The 15,244-nt window shown below is 67.8% G+C and carries 14 protein-coding genes; 8 read left to right on the forward strand and 6 right to left on the reverse strand.

Annotated features, from left to right (window positions below; translation table 11 throughout):
• The first annotated feature begins 32 nt into the window (after window positions 1-32).
• Both IC40_RS0123825 and IC40_RS0123830 read left to right on the forward strand, forming a co-directional pair.
• Window positions 33-242 (forward strand): CsbD family protein, encoded by a 210-nt coding sequence (locus IC40_RS0123825; RefSeq protein ID WP_019511519.1) that lies wholly within the window; start codon window positions 33-35, stop codon window positions 240-242.
• A gap of 376 nt (window positions 243-618) precedes the next feature.
• Window positions 619-1,062, forward strand: a complete 444-nt coding sequence (locus IC40_RS0123830; RefSeq protein ID WP_019511520.1) for a universal stress protein — start codon at window positions 619-621, stop codon at window positions 1,060-1,062.
• Between the two features lie 90 nt (window positions 1,063-1,152).
• On the opposite strand, the gene IC40_RS0123835 is transcribed toward IC40_RS0123830, so the two are convergent.
• The gene (locus IC40_RS0123835) at window positions 1,153-1,647 is read right to left on the reverse strand and encodes a DUF427 domain-containing protein (RefSeq protein WP_234411611.1); all 495 of its coding nucleotides are present in this window, start codon (window positions 1,645-1,647) and stop codon (window positions 1,153-1,155) included.
• Window positions 1,644-2,330 carry an MBL fold metallo-hydrolase gene (locus tag IC40_RS0123840; protein WP_030137175.1) on the reverse strand — a complete coding sequence of 229 codons (687 nt, stop codon included), beginning with the start codon at window positions 2,328-2,330 and terminating at the stop codon, window positions 1,644-1,646. The genes IC40_RS0123835 and IC40_RS0123840 overlap by 4 nt, the downstream gene beginning before the upstream one ends.
• A gap of 85 nt (window positions 2,331-2,415) precedes the next feature.
• Between IC40_RS0123840 and uvrA the strand changes: the two genes are divergently transcribed.
• Window positions 2,416-5,334: an excinuclease ABC subunit UvrA gene (gene uvrA / locus IC40_RS0123845; RefSeq protein WP_030137176.1), complete on the forward strand. Its 2,919-nt coding sequence runs from the start codon at window positions 2,416-2,418 to the stop codon at window positions 5,332-5,334.
• Window positions 5,335-5,451: 117 nt separating this feature from the next.
• Here uvrA and IC40_RS0123850 read toward each other — a convergent pair whose 3' ends face one another.
• Both IC40_RS0123850 and IC40_RS0123855 read right to left on the reverse strand, forming a co-directional pair.
• A complete protein-coding gene (locus IC40_RS0123850) occupies window positions 5,452-6,609 on the reverse strand; it encodes a winged helix DNA-binding domain-containing protein (protein ID WP_030137177.1) in 1,158 nt (385 codons plus the stop codon).
• A gap of 12 nt (window positions 6,610-6,621) precedes the next feature.
• Complete coding sequence (locus IC40_RS0123855) at window positions 6,622-6,921, reverse strand: hypothetical protein (protein WP_030137178.1); 300 nt, start codon at window positions 6,919-6,921, stop codon at window positions 6,622-6,624.
• Window positions 6,922-7,028: 107 nt separating this feature from the next.
• Here IC40_RS0123855 and IC40_RS0123860 point away from each other — a divergent pair, with 107 nt between their 5' ends.
• The 3 genes from IC40_RS0123860 to IC40_RS0123870 all read left to right on the forward strand — a co-directional run bounded on the left by IC40_RS0123860 (window position 7,029) and on the right by IC40_RS0123870 (window position 10,695).
• Window positions 7,029-7,526, forward strand: coding sequence for a lipoprotein LpqH (locus IC40_RS0123860; protein WP_030137179.1), 498 nt, complete (start codon window positions 7,029-7,031; stop codon window positions 7,524-7,526).
• 65 nt (window positions 7,527-7,591) lie between these two features.
• On the forward strand, window positions 7,592-9,289 hold the full coding sequence (locus tag IC40_RS0123865) for a hypothetical protein (RefSeq protein WP_030137180.1): 1,698 nt from the start codon (window positions 7,592-7,594) through the stop codon (window positions 9,287-9,289).
• Window positions 9,280-10,695 carry a CHAT domain-containing protein gene (locus IC40_RS0123870; protein ID WP_042509761.1) on the forward strand — a complete coding sequence of 472 codons (1,416 nt, stop codon included), beginning with the start codon at window positions 9,280-9,282 and terminating at the stop codon, window positions 10,693-10,695. The genes IC40_RS0123865 and IC40_RS0123870 overlap by 10 nt, the downstream gene beginning before the upstream one ends.
• Here the strand turns inward: IC40_RS0123870 and IC40_RS26990 are convergent.
• Window positions 10,644-11,282 (reverse strand): hypothetical protein, encoded by a 639-nt coding sequence (locus IC40_RS26990; protein ID WP_051644427.1) that lies wholly within the window; start codon window positions 11,280-11,282, stop codon window positions 10,644-10,646. The genes IC40_RS0123870 and IC40_RS26990 overlap by 52 nt on opposite strands.
• 67 nt (window positions 11,283-11,349) lie before the next feature.
• On the opposite strand from IC40_RS26990, the gene IC40_RS0123880 reads away from it, so the two are divergent.
• Entirely contained in the window at window positions 11,350-12,678 is a 1,329-nt protein-coding gene (locus tag IC40_RS0123880; protein WP_030137183.1) for a hypothetical protein, read from the forward strand.
• Window positions 12,675-13,733, forward strand: coding sequence for a hypothetical protein (locus IC40_RS0123885; protein ID WP_030137184.1), 1,059 nt, complete (start codon window positions 12,675-12,677; stop codon window positions 13,731-13,733). The genes IC40_RS0123880 and IC40_RS0123885 overlap by 4 nt, the downstream gene beginning before the upstream one ends.
• On the opposite strand, the gene IC40_RS0123890 is transcribed toward IC40_RS0123885, so the two are convergent.
• On the reverse strand, window positions 13,727-15,205 hold the full coding sequence (locus IC40_RS0123890) for an alpha/beta hydrolase (protein WP_030137185.1): 1,479 nt from the start codon (window positions 15,203-15,205) through the stop codon (window positions 13,727-13,729). The two genes, IC40_RS0123885 and IC40_RS0123890, sit on opposite strands and share 7 nt — an antisense overlap.
• Window positions 15,206-15,244: the final 39 nt, after the last annotated feature.

Consider the following 15,244-nt stretch of genomic DNA (forward strand, 5'->3'; position numbering starts at 1 on the left):
CCTGCGGGCTCACACACGAAGAGGAGAGAAGAATGGGAATCGCCGACAACGCCAAGAACAAGGCCGAGGATCTCAAGGGCCAGGCCAAGGAGAAGGTCGGTTCGGCCACCGGTAACTCGGATCTGGAATCCGAAGGCCAGGTCGACCAGGCCGTCGCCGCGGTCAAGGATCACCTCACCAACGCCGCCGACAAGGTCAAGGACGGCGTCGAAGCCGTCAAGGACAAGCTCACCGGTAAGTGAGTTCGCCTGACACACAATTAGTTACAGACACGGGTGGTACCGGGCGCGATCCCGGTACCACCCGTGCTTTGTCGCAGCCGGGATGGTGTCACGCTCCCAGCAAACGCGGCACCGCCGCTTTGCGGGCTGTGGAGCATGGTGTCGGATATCACCGGAGCATGGGTGCTGCGATACGACAGATCGGGCTGCTGGCCTGGTCATCTCGGTCACGGAACGGTTTGCGCAGGGCTCATCGGGGCTACCATTCGACGTGACGAAGACTGCCGAGGCGTCGCCCGCCGCGGGTCGTGTGGCCAATTGCGCCCGTGCCCGTTGGGCGAGGCGTTAGGGTCTCGGTGGCTAGCTATCGATTTGACATCGAACTTGGAGGGCATGAATGAGCGCCTATCGGACCGTCGTGGTCGGCACGGACGGATCGGACTCGTCGTTGCGTGCGGTGGATCGTGCGGGCGAGATCGCCGCGGGGTCTGGAGCGAAAGTGGTTATCGCCACCGCGTATTTCCCGCAGAGCGAGGACCATCACGCCGCCGACGTCTTGAAGGACGAGGGCTACAAGACCACCGGCAATGCGCCGATCTACGCAATCCTGCGTGAGGCCACCGACCGGGCAAAGGCCGCCGGTGCCAAAGAGGTCGAGGAGAAGGCCGTCGTCGGTGCGCCCGTCGATGCGCTGGTCGACCTCGCCGAACAGGTCAAGGCCGATCTGCTGGTCGTCGGCAATGTGGGCCTGAGCACCATCGCCGGGCGCCTGCTCGGATCGGTGCCCGCCAATGTAGCGCGCCGGTCCAAGGTCGACGTGCTGATCGTGCACACGTCCTGATCGCGTTCTGAAAGCCGTGAGCCCGGCGTCCGCCGCGAGTGCGGGTGCCGGGCTTTCTGCTGTCCGGGCGGTGTTCGGTCGGTGTGCCGGTTACCAGCCCATCGACCCGGGGATGCCCTTGAACGGTCCCGTCACCCAACTGGTGATCCATCCGCCGTAGAAGCCGCCCGGCTGGGGCAGCACGGTCTCGCCGTTGACCGTGCACCGGTCCACCGCGGCGGCCATCACCGCGATCGCCCCGGCGATGGGTTCGAAACCGCGCGTCGGCCGAGGATACGTCCAGGCCGCCCGCTCGCTGACGGTATCGCCCGACACCAGGTCGAAATAGCTCGCCTGCCCTTTCCATTCGCACCAGGATGAGCCGGTGGCCTCGCGCAGGGCGCCGGGCCGAAAGGCGTCTGCCGGCAGGTAATAGGTCGGCGGATGACTGGTTTCCAGCACACGCCAACCACGCTGGGTCGTGGCGATCTCGGCCCCGCCGAGCTCGACGGTGATCGAGCCGCGGAACTCCTCCAGCCGCGGCGGACGCGGGTAGTCCCACACCGACTCCTGACCGCGGCCGGGCTTCTCGGGTACCGGTTTCACCAGCCGCGCTCCTTCCACTCGGCCAGGTGCGGGCGTTCGGCACCGAGGGTGGTGTCATCACCGTGTCCGGGGTAGACCACGGTCGAATCCGGGTACACATCGAACAACTTGTCGGATACGTCGCCGAGCAGCCGGTCGAAGTCACCGTCCTTCCAGGTCTTGCCGACCCCGCCGGGGAACAGGCAGTCCCCGGTGAACAGGTGGGTCGTCTCGCCGTCGGCGCCCGTCAAGGCGAGGGCGACCGAGCCCTCGGTATGGCCCTGGAGGTGGATCACGGTGAAGTCGAGCTTGCCGACGGTCACGGTGTCGCCGTCGGCCAGGAGGCGGTCGGGAGTGACCGGTAGTGGTTCGGCGTCCAGCGCGTGCGCCGCGGTCGCCGCCGCGGTAGAAGTCGCCACCTGCTCCAGGGCCTGCCAGTGGTCGTAGTGCTGGTGGGTGGTGACGATCAGCTCGACATCCGGGGCATGCTCGGAGATCAGCGCGATGAGGGCATCGCCGTCGTTCGCGGCGTCGATGAGCAGGGTCTTGCCCGTCGAGGAACAGGTCACCAGGTAGGCGTTGTTGTCCATGGGGCCGACGGACGCCTTGATGATCGTCGCCGCGGGCAGGGTGCGCCGAGCGGCGGTGCCACTGTCGACGTGGCCGGTGTAGGACTCGCTGAGCGGGATCTGGTGGCTGGTCACACCCCCACGCTATCCGGCTCGACTCGGGCTTGTCGGTGGGTGCACTTAGCATGGGCCGTGAATTCTGTCTTGGGAGGAAAACCCGTTGTCTGACCGTCTGATCGTCAAGGGCGCGCGCGAGCACAACCTGCGTGGAGTCGATCTTGATCTACCCCGCGACGCCCTGATCGTGTTCACCGGCCTCTCGGGCTCGGGGAAGTCCTCGCTGGCCTTCGACACCATCTTCGCCGAGGGACAGCGCCGCTATGTCGAGTCGCTGTCGGCCTACGCCCGCCAGTTCCTCGGCCAGATGGACAAGCCCGATGTGGACTTCATCGAGGGACTGTCGCCCGCGGTCTCCATCGACCAGAAGTCGACCAACCGCAATCCGCGGTCAACCGTAGGCACCATCACCGAGGTCTACGACTACCTGCGCCTGCTCTACGCCAGGGCGGGCACACCGCACTGCCCGGTCTGCGGTGAGCGCATCGCCCGCCAGACCCCGCAGCAGATCGTCGACCAGGTGCTCGCGATGGAAGACGGGACCAAGTTCCAGGTCCTCGCACCGGTGGTGCGCACCCGCAAGGGCGAGTTCGTCGACCTGTTCGACAAGCTCAACAGCCAGGGTTACAGCCGCGTGCGGGTTGACGGCGTGGTCTATCCGCTGGCCGAACCGCCGAAGCTCAAGAAGCAGGAGAAGCACGATATCGAGGTGGTCGTCGACCGTCTGACCGTGAAGGCATCCTCGAAACAGCGGCTCACGGACTCGGTGGAGACGGCGCTGGGTCTGGCCGACGGCATCGTGGTGCTCGACTTCGTCGACCGCGAGGATGATCACCCGCATCGCGAGCAGCGATTCTCGGAGAAACTCGCCTGCCCGAACGGCCACCCGTTGGCCGTCGACGACCTGGAACCGCGGTCGTTCTCCTTCAACTCCCCGTACGGAGCCTGCCCGGAGTGCACCGGTCTGGGCATCAAGAAGGAGGTCGATCCCGATCTCGTCGTGCCTGATCCGGAGCTGACGCTCGCCGAGGGTGCCGTCGCTCCGTGGTCGATGGGGCACACCTCCGAATACTTCACCAGGATGATGTCGGGCCTCGGTGAGGAGTTGGGGTTCGACGTCAACACCCCGTGGAAGAAGTTGCCCGCCAAGGCGCGCAAGGCCATCCTCGAGGGCTCCGACCATCAGGTGCACGTCCGTTACAAGAACCGGTACGGACGTACCAGGTCGTACTACGCCGACTTCGAAGGCGTGCTCGCGTTCCTTCAGCGCAGGATGGAGCAGACCGATTCCGAGCAGATGAAGGAGCGCTACGAGGGTTTCATGCGCGATATTCCCTGCCCGGAATGCCGAGGGACGCGGCTCAAGCCGGAGATCCTTGCGGTGTCGTTGTCGGCGGGAGCGCTTGGTCCCAAGTCCATCGCCGAGGTCGCCGAACTGTCCATCGCCGACTGTGCGGAGTTCCTCAACGCACTCACCCTGGGTGCCCGTGAGGCGGCGATCGCCGGGCAGGTCCTCAAGGAGATCCAGTCCCGGCTGGGCTTCCTGCTCGACGTCGGCCTGGAATACCTGTCCCTCTCGCGTGCGGCGGCCACGCTGTCCGGCGGTGAGGCCCAACGTATCCGGCTGGCCACCCAGATCGGCTCGGGTCTGGTCGGCGTGCTCTACGTGCTCGACGAGCCCTCCATCGGCCTGCACCAGCGTGACAACCGCAAGCTGATCGACACCCTGGTCCGGCTCCGGAATCTGGGTAACACGCTGATCGTGGTCGAGCATGACCTCGACACCATCGCGCACGCCGACTGGGTCGTCGACATCGGTCCGGCGGCGGGGGAGCACGGCGGCCGGATCGTGCACAGCGGTTCCTACAAGGATCTGCTGCGCAATCCCGAATCACTCACCGGCGCCTATCTTTCCGGCAAGGAGAGCATCGAGGTGCCGGCCATCCGGCGGCCGGTGGACCGCAAGCGCCAACTCACCGTGGTCGGTGCCCGCGAACACAACCTCAAAGAGGTCGACGTGGCATTCCCACTCGGGGTGCTCACATCGGTCACCGGGGTCTCTGGTTCGGGTAAGTCGACGCTGGTCAACGACATCCTGGCGACCGTGCTGGCCAACAAGCTCAACGGGGCCCGGCAGGTTCCCGGCCGGCACACCCGGATCAACGGTATCGATCAACTCGACAAGCTGGTGCGGGTCGACCAGTCGCCGATCGGCCGGACGCCGCGGTCCAACCCGGCCACCTACACCGGGGTGTTCGACAAGATCCGTACGCTTTTCGCTGCCACCACCGAGGCGAAGGTCCGTGGCTACCAGCCGGGCCGGTTCTCGTTCAACGTCAAGGGCGGCCGGTGTGAGGCGTGTTCGGGTGACGGCACGTTGAAGATCGAGATGAACTTCCTGCCCGATGTCTACGTGCCCTGCGAGGTGTGCCACGGCGCCCGGTACAACCGTGAGACCCTCGAGGTGCACTACAAGGGCAAGACCATCTCCGAGGTCCTGGACATGCCGATCGAGGAGGCCACCGAGTTCTTCGAGCCGATCTCCTCGATCCACCGCTATCTCAAGACGCTGGTGGATGTCGGCCTCGGATACGTGCGGCTCGGCCAGCCCGCGCCGACACTGTCCGGCGGCGAGGCGCAGCGGGTGAAGCTGGCCGCCGAACTGCAGAAGCGTTCGACGGGGCGCACCGTGTACATCCTCGACGAGCCGACCACCGGCCTGCACTTCGAAGATATCCGCAAGTTGCTCAAGGTGATCAACGGCCTTGTGGACAAGGGCAATACGGTGATCGTCATCGAGCACAACCTCGATGTCGTCAAGACCTCGGACTGGATCATCGACATGGGACCCGAGGGCGGCGCCGGTGGCGGGACCGTTGTTGCCCAGGGGACTCCGGAAGATGTCGCGGCCACGCCCGAGAGCTACACCGGCCAGTTCCTGGTGGAGATGCTCGACCCGCCGCCGGTCGAAGAGTCGCCTGCGCCCAAGACGCGACGCCGCCGCAGCAAGGTCAGCGCCTGATCGGCCCGCCCGGCCGCACTGCACTTCCAGAAGTGGTACTACCGGCAGTATCACGCGCAGCGTAGTACTGCCGGTAGTACCACTGTTGTGGTGGCATTGTCACCCGCGTGGCTGGCGTCAGGTCTTCGTCAGCGGTGAGGGGAAGCGCGGTTTGATCCGTGCCCCGTCGAGCCACGCAGTCAGCTGATCAGCCTTGTGGTGCAACGCCTTCCGAGCATCCCGGCCGACATCGGCGACGACCTGGACCTCCACCGAGGCGTCATCGGTCTGACGCCAGCCGCCGACCACCCGACCATCGACCCAGGCCGTCGGACCGGCATTACCGCGTGTGTCGAAAACCTGCGCACGTAGGTCGTGCAGATACCAGTCCCGTCCGGTCCACCCCATCGTCGTGACGTCCAGACCCGGTAGCAATGCCACCCAAGGCTCCGGCTCCGGTTCGATCTCCAGATCGTCGGGCAACGCCACACCCGGCGAGCCGTGCAGGTCCACCTCGACCGCGCCGATATCGACAAGCGCCCGGCGTACCCAACCGAGGGTCTGCCCGAACCACCACGTGATATCCGCTGTCGCGGCAGGGCCGAAGGCGCGCAACCAGTTTCGCACCATATCGGCGGCCGCGGCATCCGATTCGGCCGACGGTACGTCACCGAGCCAGTCGCTGGTCGAGCACCACAACGGTCGGGAGGATGTCCAGCCACCTTGGTTACGTCCACGCATGATGTCGCCGCGCACATCGAGTACCGTCAACACCCGCGGGGCCAGGGGAGTCTCGCCGCCCCAGGGCTTTCCGGGTGCCGGATCCCAGGTTCCGGCCAGCTCGGGCAGCGCCAGCCGCAGGTCGGCCGCGCCCATGGGACCGTTGTCATCGAGATGGTGGAGCACGGCAGAGCGGGCCCTGTCGAGCCAGGCCGATCCGTCGGTGGCGACCCCGGCCTTCTCCACATCGGCGATCAGCTTGCGGGTCTCGGTCTCGGCGACCCGGTCACTGGAGGCCACCTGCACGCCCGGCAACCGACGGGTCGGCACCATCCACAGCGTCCGCCGCATCGCCACCTGCCGCACCAGTCGCCGATCGTCATACAGCGCGGTGTCCAGATCGGCGCGCTGGAACCCCGGTACCCGGGCCCACAACGACAGATACGGCGTCGTCGGGTCGGTCGCGTGCAAACCCACCAGCGCCGCGGCCACCTCGTCGACCGATGAGCCCGGCACGGACAGGAAATGCCGTCGCCCCAGGCGGGCGCGCCGCTCGGCGACGGTGAATGCCCGCACCGCCACGCCGCCTCAATCCTGGTCGGACTTCATTGATTCGCGGATCTGCGCCAGCCGATCCGCGGCGGCGCGCTGGCGCGCCTCGTACTGCTCGGCCACCGACCTGCCCTCCGGCGTTTCCTCGGCCAACTCCCGGGCGCCGATCGCGGTGCCGACCCGGGTCTCGATCTTCTCGCGCACGGAATCGAATGTCGGCACACCCGACTCGGTGTAGCCGGTGTCGGCCGGGATGGACGCCGGCGGCGCGGGATCTACCGGGACGATGTCCGCGTCGAGCGGCTCATCGGCAGAAGAGTGCTGCTCATCGGGCATGGGATCACCGTACCCGCACCGAAGTTTGGGATCGGTAGCAATCGGCGGTCGATGTACTGATCCCACGACGGCGCCACTGGGGCGACGGGCGAATGAAGGGGACACACATGACGAAGAATCGCGTTCTGGCCGCCGGTATCGGAATGCTCGCCGCGACGACCATCCTGGTCGGCTGCTCTGATGACAAGGGCAGCGAGCCGGCCGCGTCGTCGAGCGCGGGTACCAGCACCGCGCAGGTCGCCACCGGCGGAGACACCGAGGTCAAGGTCGAGGGTCAGGATCTGGCCGGTCTGGACCTGAATTCGGTGACGTGTGTGAAGGCCGGCGGGAAGATCAACGTCGCCAGTGGTGCCATCGGCGGCCAGCAGGGTCTCGGTGTGGTGATGACCGACGAGGCCACCCCCAAGGTCGAATCGGTGGGCCTGGTGGTCGACGGTAACGCGCTTGCGGTTGCCGCCATGGGCGGTGCGAACACCGGTTCTGCCGAGGTCAAGGTCGACGGCAGCACGTACACCATCACCGGTGAGGCGACCGGCGCCGATCTCAAGAACCCGATGGCCGGCATGATCACCAAGAAGTTCGAGATCAAGGTCAGCTGCAACTGATACGGAAAGACCGGCGGCGGACGCAGATCTGCGTCCGCCGCCGGCTGCCGTCCTATGATGACGCCGTGTCGATCACCGATGCCCTGGCCCGGGCCCGGCGGTTGGCGTGGGCATCCGACGAATCGGCAGCCAAGGACCTGCTGCTCGCGCAGCTCCCGCTGATCGAGGAAGCCGACCGCGACGATCTGGCGCTGGAGGTGTTCGCCCAACTCGGCGAGATCTACCTGGTGCGCACCGCCTATGACGGTGTCGTCGAATGCGTCACCCGCATCCGGGACTGCCTCGCCGCCTACCGTGCTCAACCCGATCGCAGTGCCGAGACCCACCACATGATGTGCCGCTACGGCCGTCGTGCCGATTTCCTGCAGACCGGTCTGCACGCCGCCCGCGGTGAGCATGAACACGGCGCCGCCGTGCTTGCCACGTTGGCCGAGTCATCGGGGCCCGCCGATCTGGCTGCCGAGCAACGCTTTCTGGTGGCCTATGCGCAGGTCCTGTGCGCCCAGGCGCTCGCCGATGACGATCTGCACCACATGGCCGTCCCGCTCTGGGACCAGGTGCTCGACGGCCTGGACCTCGCGGCTGATGCCGGAGGTCACCAGGACCGGCTGCTGGTGCTGGCCGGAATCGGCTACGGCGGCTTCTGCGTACAGACCGGCCGGTTGGCCGAGGCCGAACCGTGGCTGCGCCGCGCGGGAGCCCGCGCCGAGCTGAACGGATGGGAACTCGACACCGCCAGGACCCAATTGGAACGTGCGATCGGTGACTGGTCGCGGGGCGATCACACCTCGGTCGAGCACTTGATCAACGAGGCCTATCCCGTCATCGCGCGCTACGCCCGTGCCAACGATGTGTCCCGCTGCTGGTTTCACCTCGGTCTCACCAAACTCGCCGCGGGCGCTCTTGCCGACGCTGATCAATGCTGGGAGCATGCCGAGCGGCATTGGCGTGAACTCGGGAAACCGCTGCACATTCATCGGATCCTGCTGCAGCGCAGTTGGATACCGATCTTCTTCGGTAGGTTCGGTGCGGCCGTCGAACTCATCGCGCAGGCGCGCGCCCTGCTCGACGGCTGGCCGCGCAGCACCTGGTTGCAGTACGCGCGGTGTGATGATCAACTGGGCACCGTATGGCGCGCCGATGCGCTGGCTGACCTGGGATTCGACGGCTCCGGTGATCCCGATGACAGCTGGGACGAGGTGGAGGCCAAACATGCCGCCTCGCTGGGCACCACGAACGCCGAGTCCGACAGCCCGGGCTTCGTCCGTGCCATGGCAAAACTGGAACGGGCGGCCCTGCTCAAGATTCCCGCCGCCCTGGCGGTGGATTCGGTGCGCCACACCATCGCCGACGCCGACGCGCGCGCACACTGGGCGGCCCGGGTGTCGGCCCCCAAGCTTGCCGGTGCGTTCGCCGTGGCCTGGGAGTGGGAGAACACGGCGCTGATCGCAGAACTCATCGAATATCACAGCGCCCGAGGCAGCTTCACCACTTCGAGCGGCCAGGAGGCCGAGGCTCCGATATGGGCAGGGGCGCAGGCGGTGCTGGTGGACAGTGAGCTGGAGCTGCCGGAGCCCGAACTGGCCGATGTCGCGTCCGGATCGGTTACCGGGGGACCATCGCTGACCAGGCTCGGGCCGCTACCGCCCCTACAGATGGATCCCGACGCCGAACCCATCCTCGCCCAGTACCGGCAGTTGGCCCGGCAGCGTTACGGCAGGCGCATCACCGCCGATGAACCGGCCTGGCCGACATGGACGTGAGCAACCGCCCGACACTGATACTCCGGTACGCCGACGTCGGAATTGCCACCTACGCCAGCCTGCGCGTCGTCGGTCTCCCTGAACGCACGGCCACCTGGGTGGTCGAGGAGACCATCCTGCTGGCCGCGCTCGAGGAGATCGCGGGCGCGCTTCCCGATCCGCGCGGCTCCGAATCGCCGCTCGACGCCTTGGAGCGGGCGCTGACCCGCGGCGCGTTCACCGATCCCGAGTCCGAGCTGATGCTCGCCTACCGGCTCGGTGTGCTGCTCATCGGTCCCGAAGCCTGGCAGTTGCTCGACGCGTATGCCGATCGGGCCCCGGTGTTGCACATCGCGCCGAGCGCACGGTTGGGCCGCATCCCATGGGGTCTGTTGGCGCGACCGGCACTGCGCCCCGACGTCACCGCGATGCTGCAGGCGCGCCAGGACGCCATCACCCCGGACGGTCCGCAACCCGCGGTCATTCCCTGGCCGGACGGGGCGCTCAGCGTGCTCAGCTCCGGCGTACGGCTGATGGAGCTCGCCGACGTACTGATGGCGGTTCCGGCCAACATCGCCCGGATCCGCCGGGTCAACCAGCCTCGGCCCCAAGGAGATCCGCTGCTGATGCTCGACCCCCGGGTACCAGGTCAGCGAGCCGACTCCGCGCTCGGATCGGTCTTGGGACGACCGTCCGCGGATACCGTGCTGTCGCGGCACTACGCCGAACTGATGTGCCACCGGCCGGTTTTGCCCCGGGTCGACTCCGCCGTCGAGTTGTTCCGCAGGACCGATACCGACCGGCACTGGCTTGCCGCAGCGCTGGCGCAGCGGCCGGGCAGACTCGTCTTCGTCGGGCATGCCAGCGTGGGTGACAGCGCACAGCACTCCGATCCCGACGTCGGCGTCGGGCATGCCGAACGGGCGGCACTGCATCTGGCCTGCCGGTCCTCGGTGCCCGGCTTCGCCGACCCGATCGGCGATCACCGCCCGTTGACCGCTGCTGACCTGCTCGTCGCCGGTCTGACCTTCCCGACCCGGGTCGCCCTGCTGGCTTGCGCCTCCGGTGGTGACTACCGGTTCGACGAGGCCACCGGTCTGGTGGCGGCCACGGTCCTTGGCGGCGCGGAGTTGGTGACGGCGACGCTGTGGTCGCTACCGACGAGCGCGGGATACCGTCGCTTCACCGACGGAGCGCATCCAGACCCGATGGGTGCTGTGATCGTCGCCGTGGACAAGGCCCACCAGGAGATCGCCGACTTCGATGCGGCGTGTGCGGTGAACCGTTGGCAGCGAACACAACTGCAGCGGTGGCGGACCGGCGACCGACTGGCCGACCCGGTCTACTGGGCGGCGTTGGCCACCTTTGCCGTCGGTCAGGCGGGCGGGATGCACACCGCCACCGAGGATTCGTCGTCTCGCAGGTAGTAGGCATCGATCACCGCTCCAGGGGACACCCGGCGCAACGCGGTCGCGGGGATCAACGCCGTCTCGTGCGCGGGGAATTGCCCGCCCTCGGGCCTGCGGACCATCAGGTCCAGCACGACCTCGCAGTGATCCTCTCGTCCGGTGCCGGTCGGCCGGGCGGCCGTCACCACACCGGTGCCGCGCACCCCGTGCCGGATCAGGTCCAATTGGGATTCGGTGACCAGGCCCTTGACGATCAGCATCCGGTCGAACGCGGCCCGGATCGCCGCCATATCGTCGGGTAGCGAAAGATCCTCGCGCGCTGCGGGGTCGAAAGCCACCAACAACACCACACCGGGTCGGATGCCCGCTGCCATCGGGTCGTCCGGTACCAGGAGTCGTCCGGTGAACGTCCCGGCGCACACGCTGTGCACCTCCACGGTGATGGTGTCGCTGCCCGGCGGCATGGCGGCCACCGTGCCGATGCCCACCGATGTCCCAGACTGCATTGCAGGGCGCCGCGGACGACTGCGGCCCACGGTGAGCAGCAGTGCCAGGCCGACGGCCACGACGATGGCGAACAGGACGAGAAGCGGATGCGCGGACATGAGGTCCAGATTCGCCCTGCTGCGCCGCTACCGAACCCAACTTTCCGTTGGTGCCTATCCTGATCGGGTGAGCACTGCGCCCGAGACGACCCCGCGGGTCGCCGCTGCCGCGCCCGCGTATCCGCGACGGGCCGTCATCGATCGCGCCTGGCGGGCGATCGGACCCGGTGTCGAGGTGCTGAGTACCGCCGACGGCGGCCCGCTGAGTCGCACGGTCAAACGCATTCTCGATCCGCTGGTATTGCGTTTGCGGTCCAATCCGCAGTTCTCTGCGCCGGTGGTCTCCGACGAGGTGGCCGAACAGATGCACCGGGCGATACTGGACCATTCCGGTGCGCTGCGCGCCGCCGCGCAATGGTTCGCCGTGCTCAAGACACATCGCCGGAAGCTGAGACTGACCACCGGTAACGCCCAGGAGTTGTACTTCCCCGTGTGTTTCGAGCTTGCGGTGACCAAAGGGGCGCCAGTTGAGGGTGATTCGGACACCGCGGTGAGCGTGTTGCGCGACGTCCATGACGACCGCGACCGCAATGCGATCGAGGTGCTCAATCGCCACATCGCCGACGAGCCCACGGTCCGGGCGCTGGCGGCGCAGATCGAGCGCAGTTGGGCCGATGTCAGGCCGACACCGGCCCTCACCGACCCGTTCCTGGCCGGGTTGGTCACGGTCCTGGGCGATGCCATCTCACACGGCGAATACGCTGCCAGGCAACGTATCTGGACGGCCCTGGTGGCCGACGCGACCCCCTACAATCTCGGTGCGCGGGCGCACTACGCCGAACCCGATCTGCCGTGGTCGCTCACCACGATCGGACTGAGTTCAACCGTGCCGCAGCCGCCCCCGCCGGTCACCGGCGGAAGCGAAACGGACCGGCCACTCAATCGCAGCGTGCTGGATCGGGTGCGGGCCACGCTGCGGCGGGCGATGGATCGTGACGAACTTCCGGATGTGCCGCTGCTGCTCGCCGAAGAGGTCGATCGGGCGTGTGCCCCGTGGGGCCTGCTCGCCGAAGACGTCCAAGCCGCATTGGTCGCCGGTATCGAGGTGGCTGTCGAGTTGGCTCCGTTGCGGGAGACGGCAATGCCGCGCTACCCGTTGGCGGCCCGGATCCAGGCGCGGCTGCGCAAGGAGGCATACGTCTTGCACGCACGTCGGTACCTGGCCGCCGGCGACGTGCTGCATCCGCGCCAACAGCAGGTCACCGAGGACCTCGCAACCTTCGCCCGGCCCTACCTGAGCAGGTTGTGGGCGCGCCTGCACGGCAGGGATGTGTGGCAGGAGAGCTGCCGGGATGTCGAGGAGATGCGTGCGCTCCTGGAGGGGGTGGCCCGGTCGGTCAGTCTCGATCATCGGCAACGCATCAAGTCGATGCTGGAAATGGAGGCCATGCGGTGAAGCTGACGGCTCAGGATGGTCTGTGGACCACCGGCGGTGCGCTTGCCGAGCCGCCCGCGGTGGCGGTTCTCGAGGTCGCGGGCGCCGTGCTGGCCTGGACGGTCGACGATCCCGCCGCGCCCGTTCACCTCACCTTCACCGATATCGCTGCGGCCGATTGGCTGTGGCGGGTGGCCGGTGAGTCCGGGCACGTCGCACTGCTGGCCGCGATCGGCGATGCGATGCCCGAGCCGTCCGCGGTCATCGATGTTGCGGGGGTGGAGCTGGCTGCTGAGCCGCTGGGCCGGCTGCGACGGTTGGCGTTGGGCCACTGGCTGCGTCGGTGGTGGCCGGCGAGCATGCGCGATTCGATCGTCGAACTCGATGCCGCGGTGCTGGATGTGGAGATCGCGGTCCTGACGGCGGCCGCCCAGGATTACTTCGTCGACGACACGTTCGACAGCGATGTCGAGGCGCTGCTGCGTCCGCATCGCGACGTGCTGGCCGGGCTCGGCAGTTCGGCCGACCCCCGCATCACCGAACTGCTGGAGTCCTGCGCCGATTTGGTGGATCTGCCGGACCCGGTTGATGTGCCTGCGTCGTGGCGCCGCGATGACTACGCGCTGGCGGCGGGTGGAGCAGGCACGGCGACGCAGCCCTCGATCGCGCGCGGGACCGCATCGATCAGCTGGGGTGCGGTGCCACCCGCGGTGTTCGATGCGGCAGAGGACACCGTCGACTGGGCGGCGCACGCCGACGACGCGGGCCGGGTCATCTTGACCGTGCGTACTGCGGTGAGGGCTCCCGCCGACGGCATCCCCGTACGGTTTCGCGGCAACGGGATCGCCGCCGATGCGGTGCTGGCCGCCGACGGCACCACCACCGCCGAGCTGCCGATCACCGAATCGGCCGCGTGGAACCATGATTGGCGTACCGCGTTGCTCACCGTGGGTGGGCCGGCCACCGAAAGCCGCGAGGCCAGGGACCGGATCCGCGCGTTCGTGCGGAGCCGATCACGCGACGGCGCTGCCGATGCCTTCCTCGCCGAGGTGCTGGCTGCCGAGAGTGACTACTGAGCGACCCGATGGTTGGCCACCGGCTGCACCGCCGGAACCGCCGGTGCGGTGTGCATCGGCACTGCAGGCATCGGTGCGGGCGGACCCGGCGGAGGCGCCGGGACCGGGGCAGCGGGTGCGGCGGGCGCCGCCGGGGCGGGACCACCCGGTGCCGCCGGGCCGGGACCACCCGGAGCCGCGGCAGGTGCCGGCGAACCGGTGGGTATCGCCGTCGGGGCGACCTCGGGGGTGTGCACCTTGGCGGCCAGCCATGGCAGCGCCTCGGCCAGCGCCGAACCGGCGTAGGCCCAGTCGTGGTTCCCGGGCCGGGTGACGATGCCACACTCGATACCGTGGGCGGTGGCCACGTCGCACAGTGTCTTGGCGGCGCCGGCCTGCGGCGGAGGCGGTGAGACGCCCGCACCGTTGATCGCGAACCAACCGGACACTCCCGAATACTGTCCGTGCCGGTTCATCACGGTGACCGGATCGAACTCGTCGTAGGCGGCGGCGTTGCCGCCGAAGAGACGATCGATGGTCTGCTCCCGGTTGCCGGTATTGGGCGCGAGGTCACCGGCGATGTCCACGAAGCTGGAGAAGTGGTCGGGGTGCATCGTGACGAGGTTCACCGCGCAGGTACCGCCCATCGAGAAGCCGGCGACACCCCAGTTCGCCGGGTCGGCGCTCACCCCGAACTTCGAGATCACAAACGGCACAACATCCTTGGTGAGGTGGTCGGCGACGTTTCCGCGGACCCCGTTGACACACTCGGTGTCGTTGCTGAACGCGCCGGCCACGTCGGCGAACACCAGCACCGGAGCGTTCCCGTGGTGCTGGGCGGCGAAGTTGTCGGCGGTCTGCACCGCCGCACCGGCGCGTGCCCAGTCCTCGGGCGTGTTCAGCTCGCCGCCGATCATCATCACCGCGGGCAGCCGCGGCGGCGGATTCGAGGCGAACCAGGCCGGCGGCAGATAGACCAGCTCACCCCGGTGTTTGAAACCCGAGTTCGCATTGCCGGTGTCGACGGCGATCAGAGAACCCTTGGGCGGCAGGGAATGTCCGATGTGGTAGGCGGTGAGCGTGGCCAGGTCGGTCTGGTCGGGCAACGGTTCGTCGGTCAACTGGCCCCACGCCGATCCGACGGTGGGGAAGTAGCCCGTCCAGACGTTGACCGCCAGTGCCACGCAGACCGCGCTGAGGGGAACGGCGCTGAACATCGCGGCCCGGCGCAGGAACCGGGCGCCGCGCCAGCCGGCAAGCAGTGCGCAGCAGGCGAATCCGGTCGTGCCCACCCAGATCCACAGCGCCGGTGGCGCGGGTTCGTCGGCCAGCCCCTGGCTGTTGATGTACCAGTTGGTCGCGAGGATCGCGGCGAGGCCGACGGCGGCGGCGGCGATCAGTACGCGTGGGCGCTGTTTGCGGAGCGCGATCAACACGATGGTGCCGGTGACGATTTGGATCGTCGTCGGCACCGAACCGTGGGTGAGCGACATCAGCGTCGGATGGGTCACGCCATCTATGTTGACGGGCTT

This window comes from Mycolicibacterium neoaurum ATCC 25795 (assembly GCF_000691525.1).
Lineage (GTDB): Bacteria > Actinomycetota > Actinomycetes > Mycobacteriales > Mycobacteriaceae > Mycobacterium > Mycobacterium neoaurum.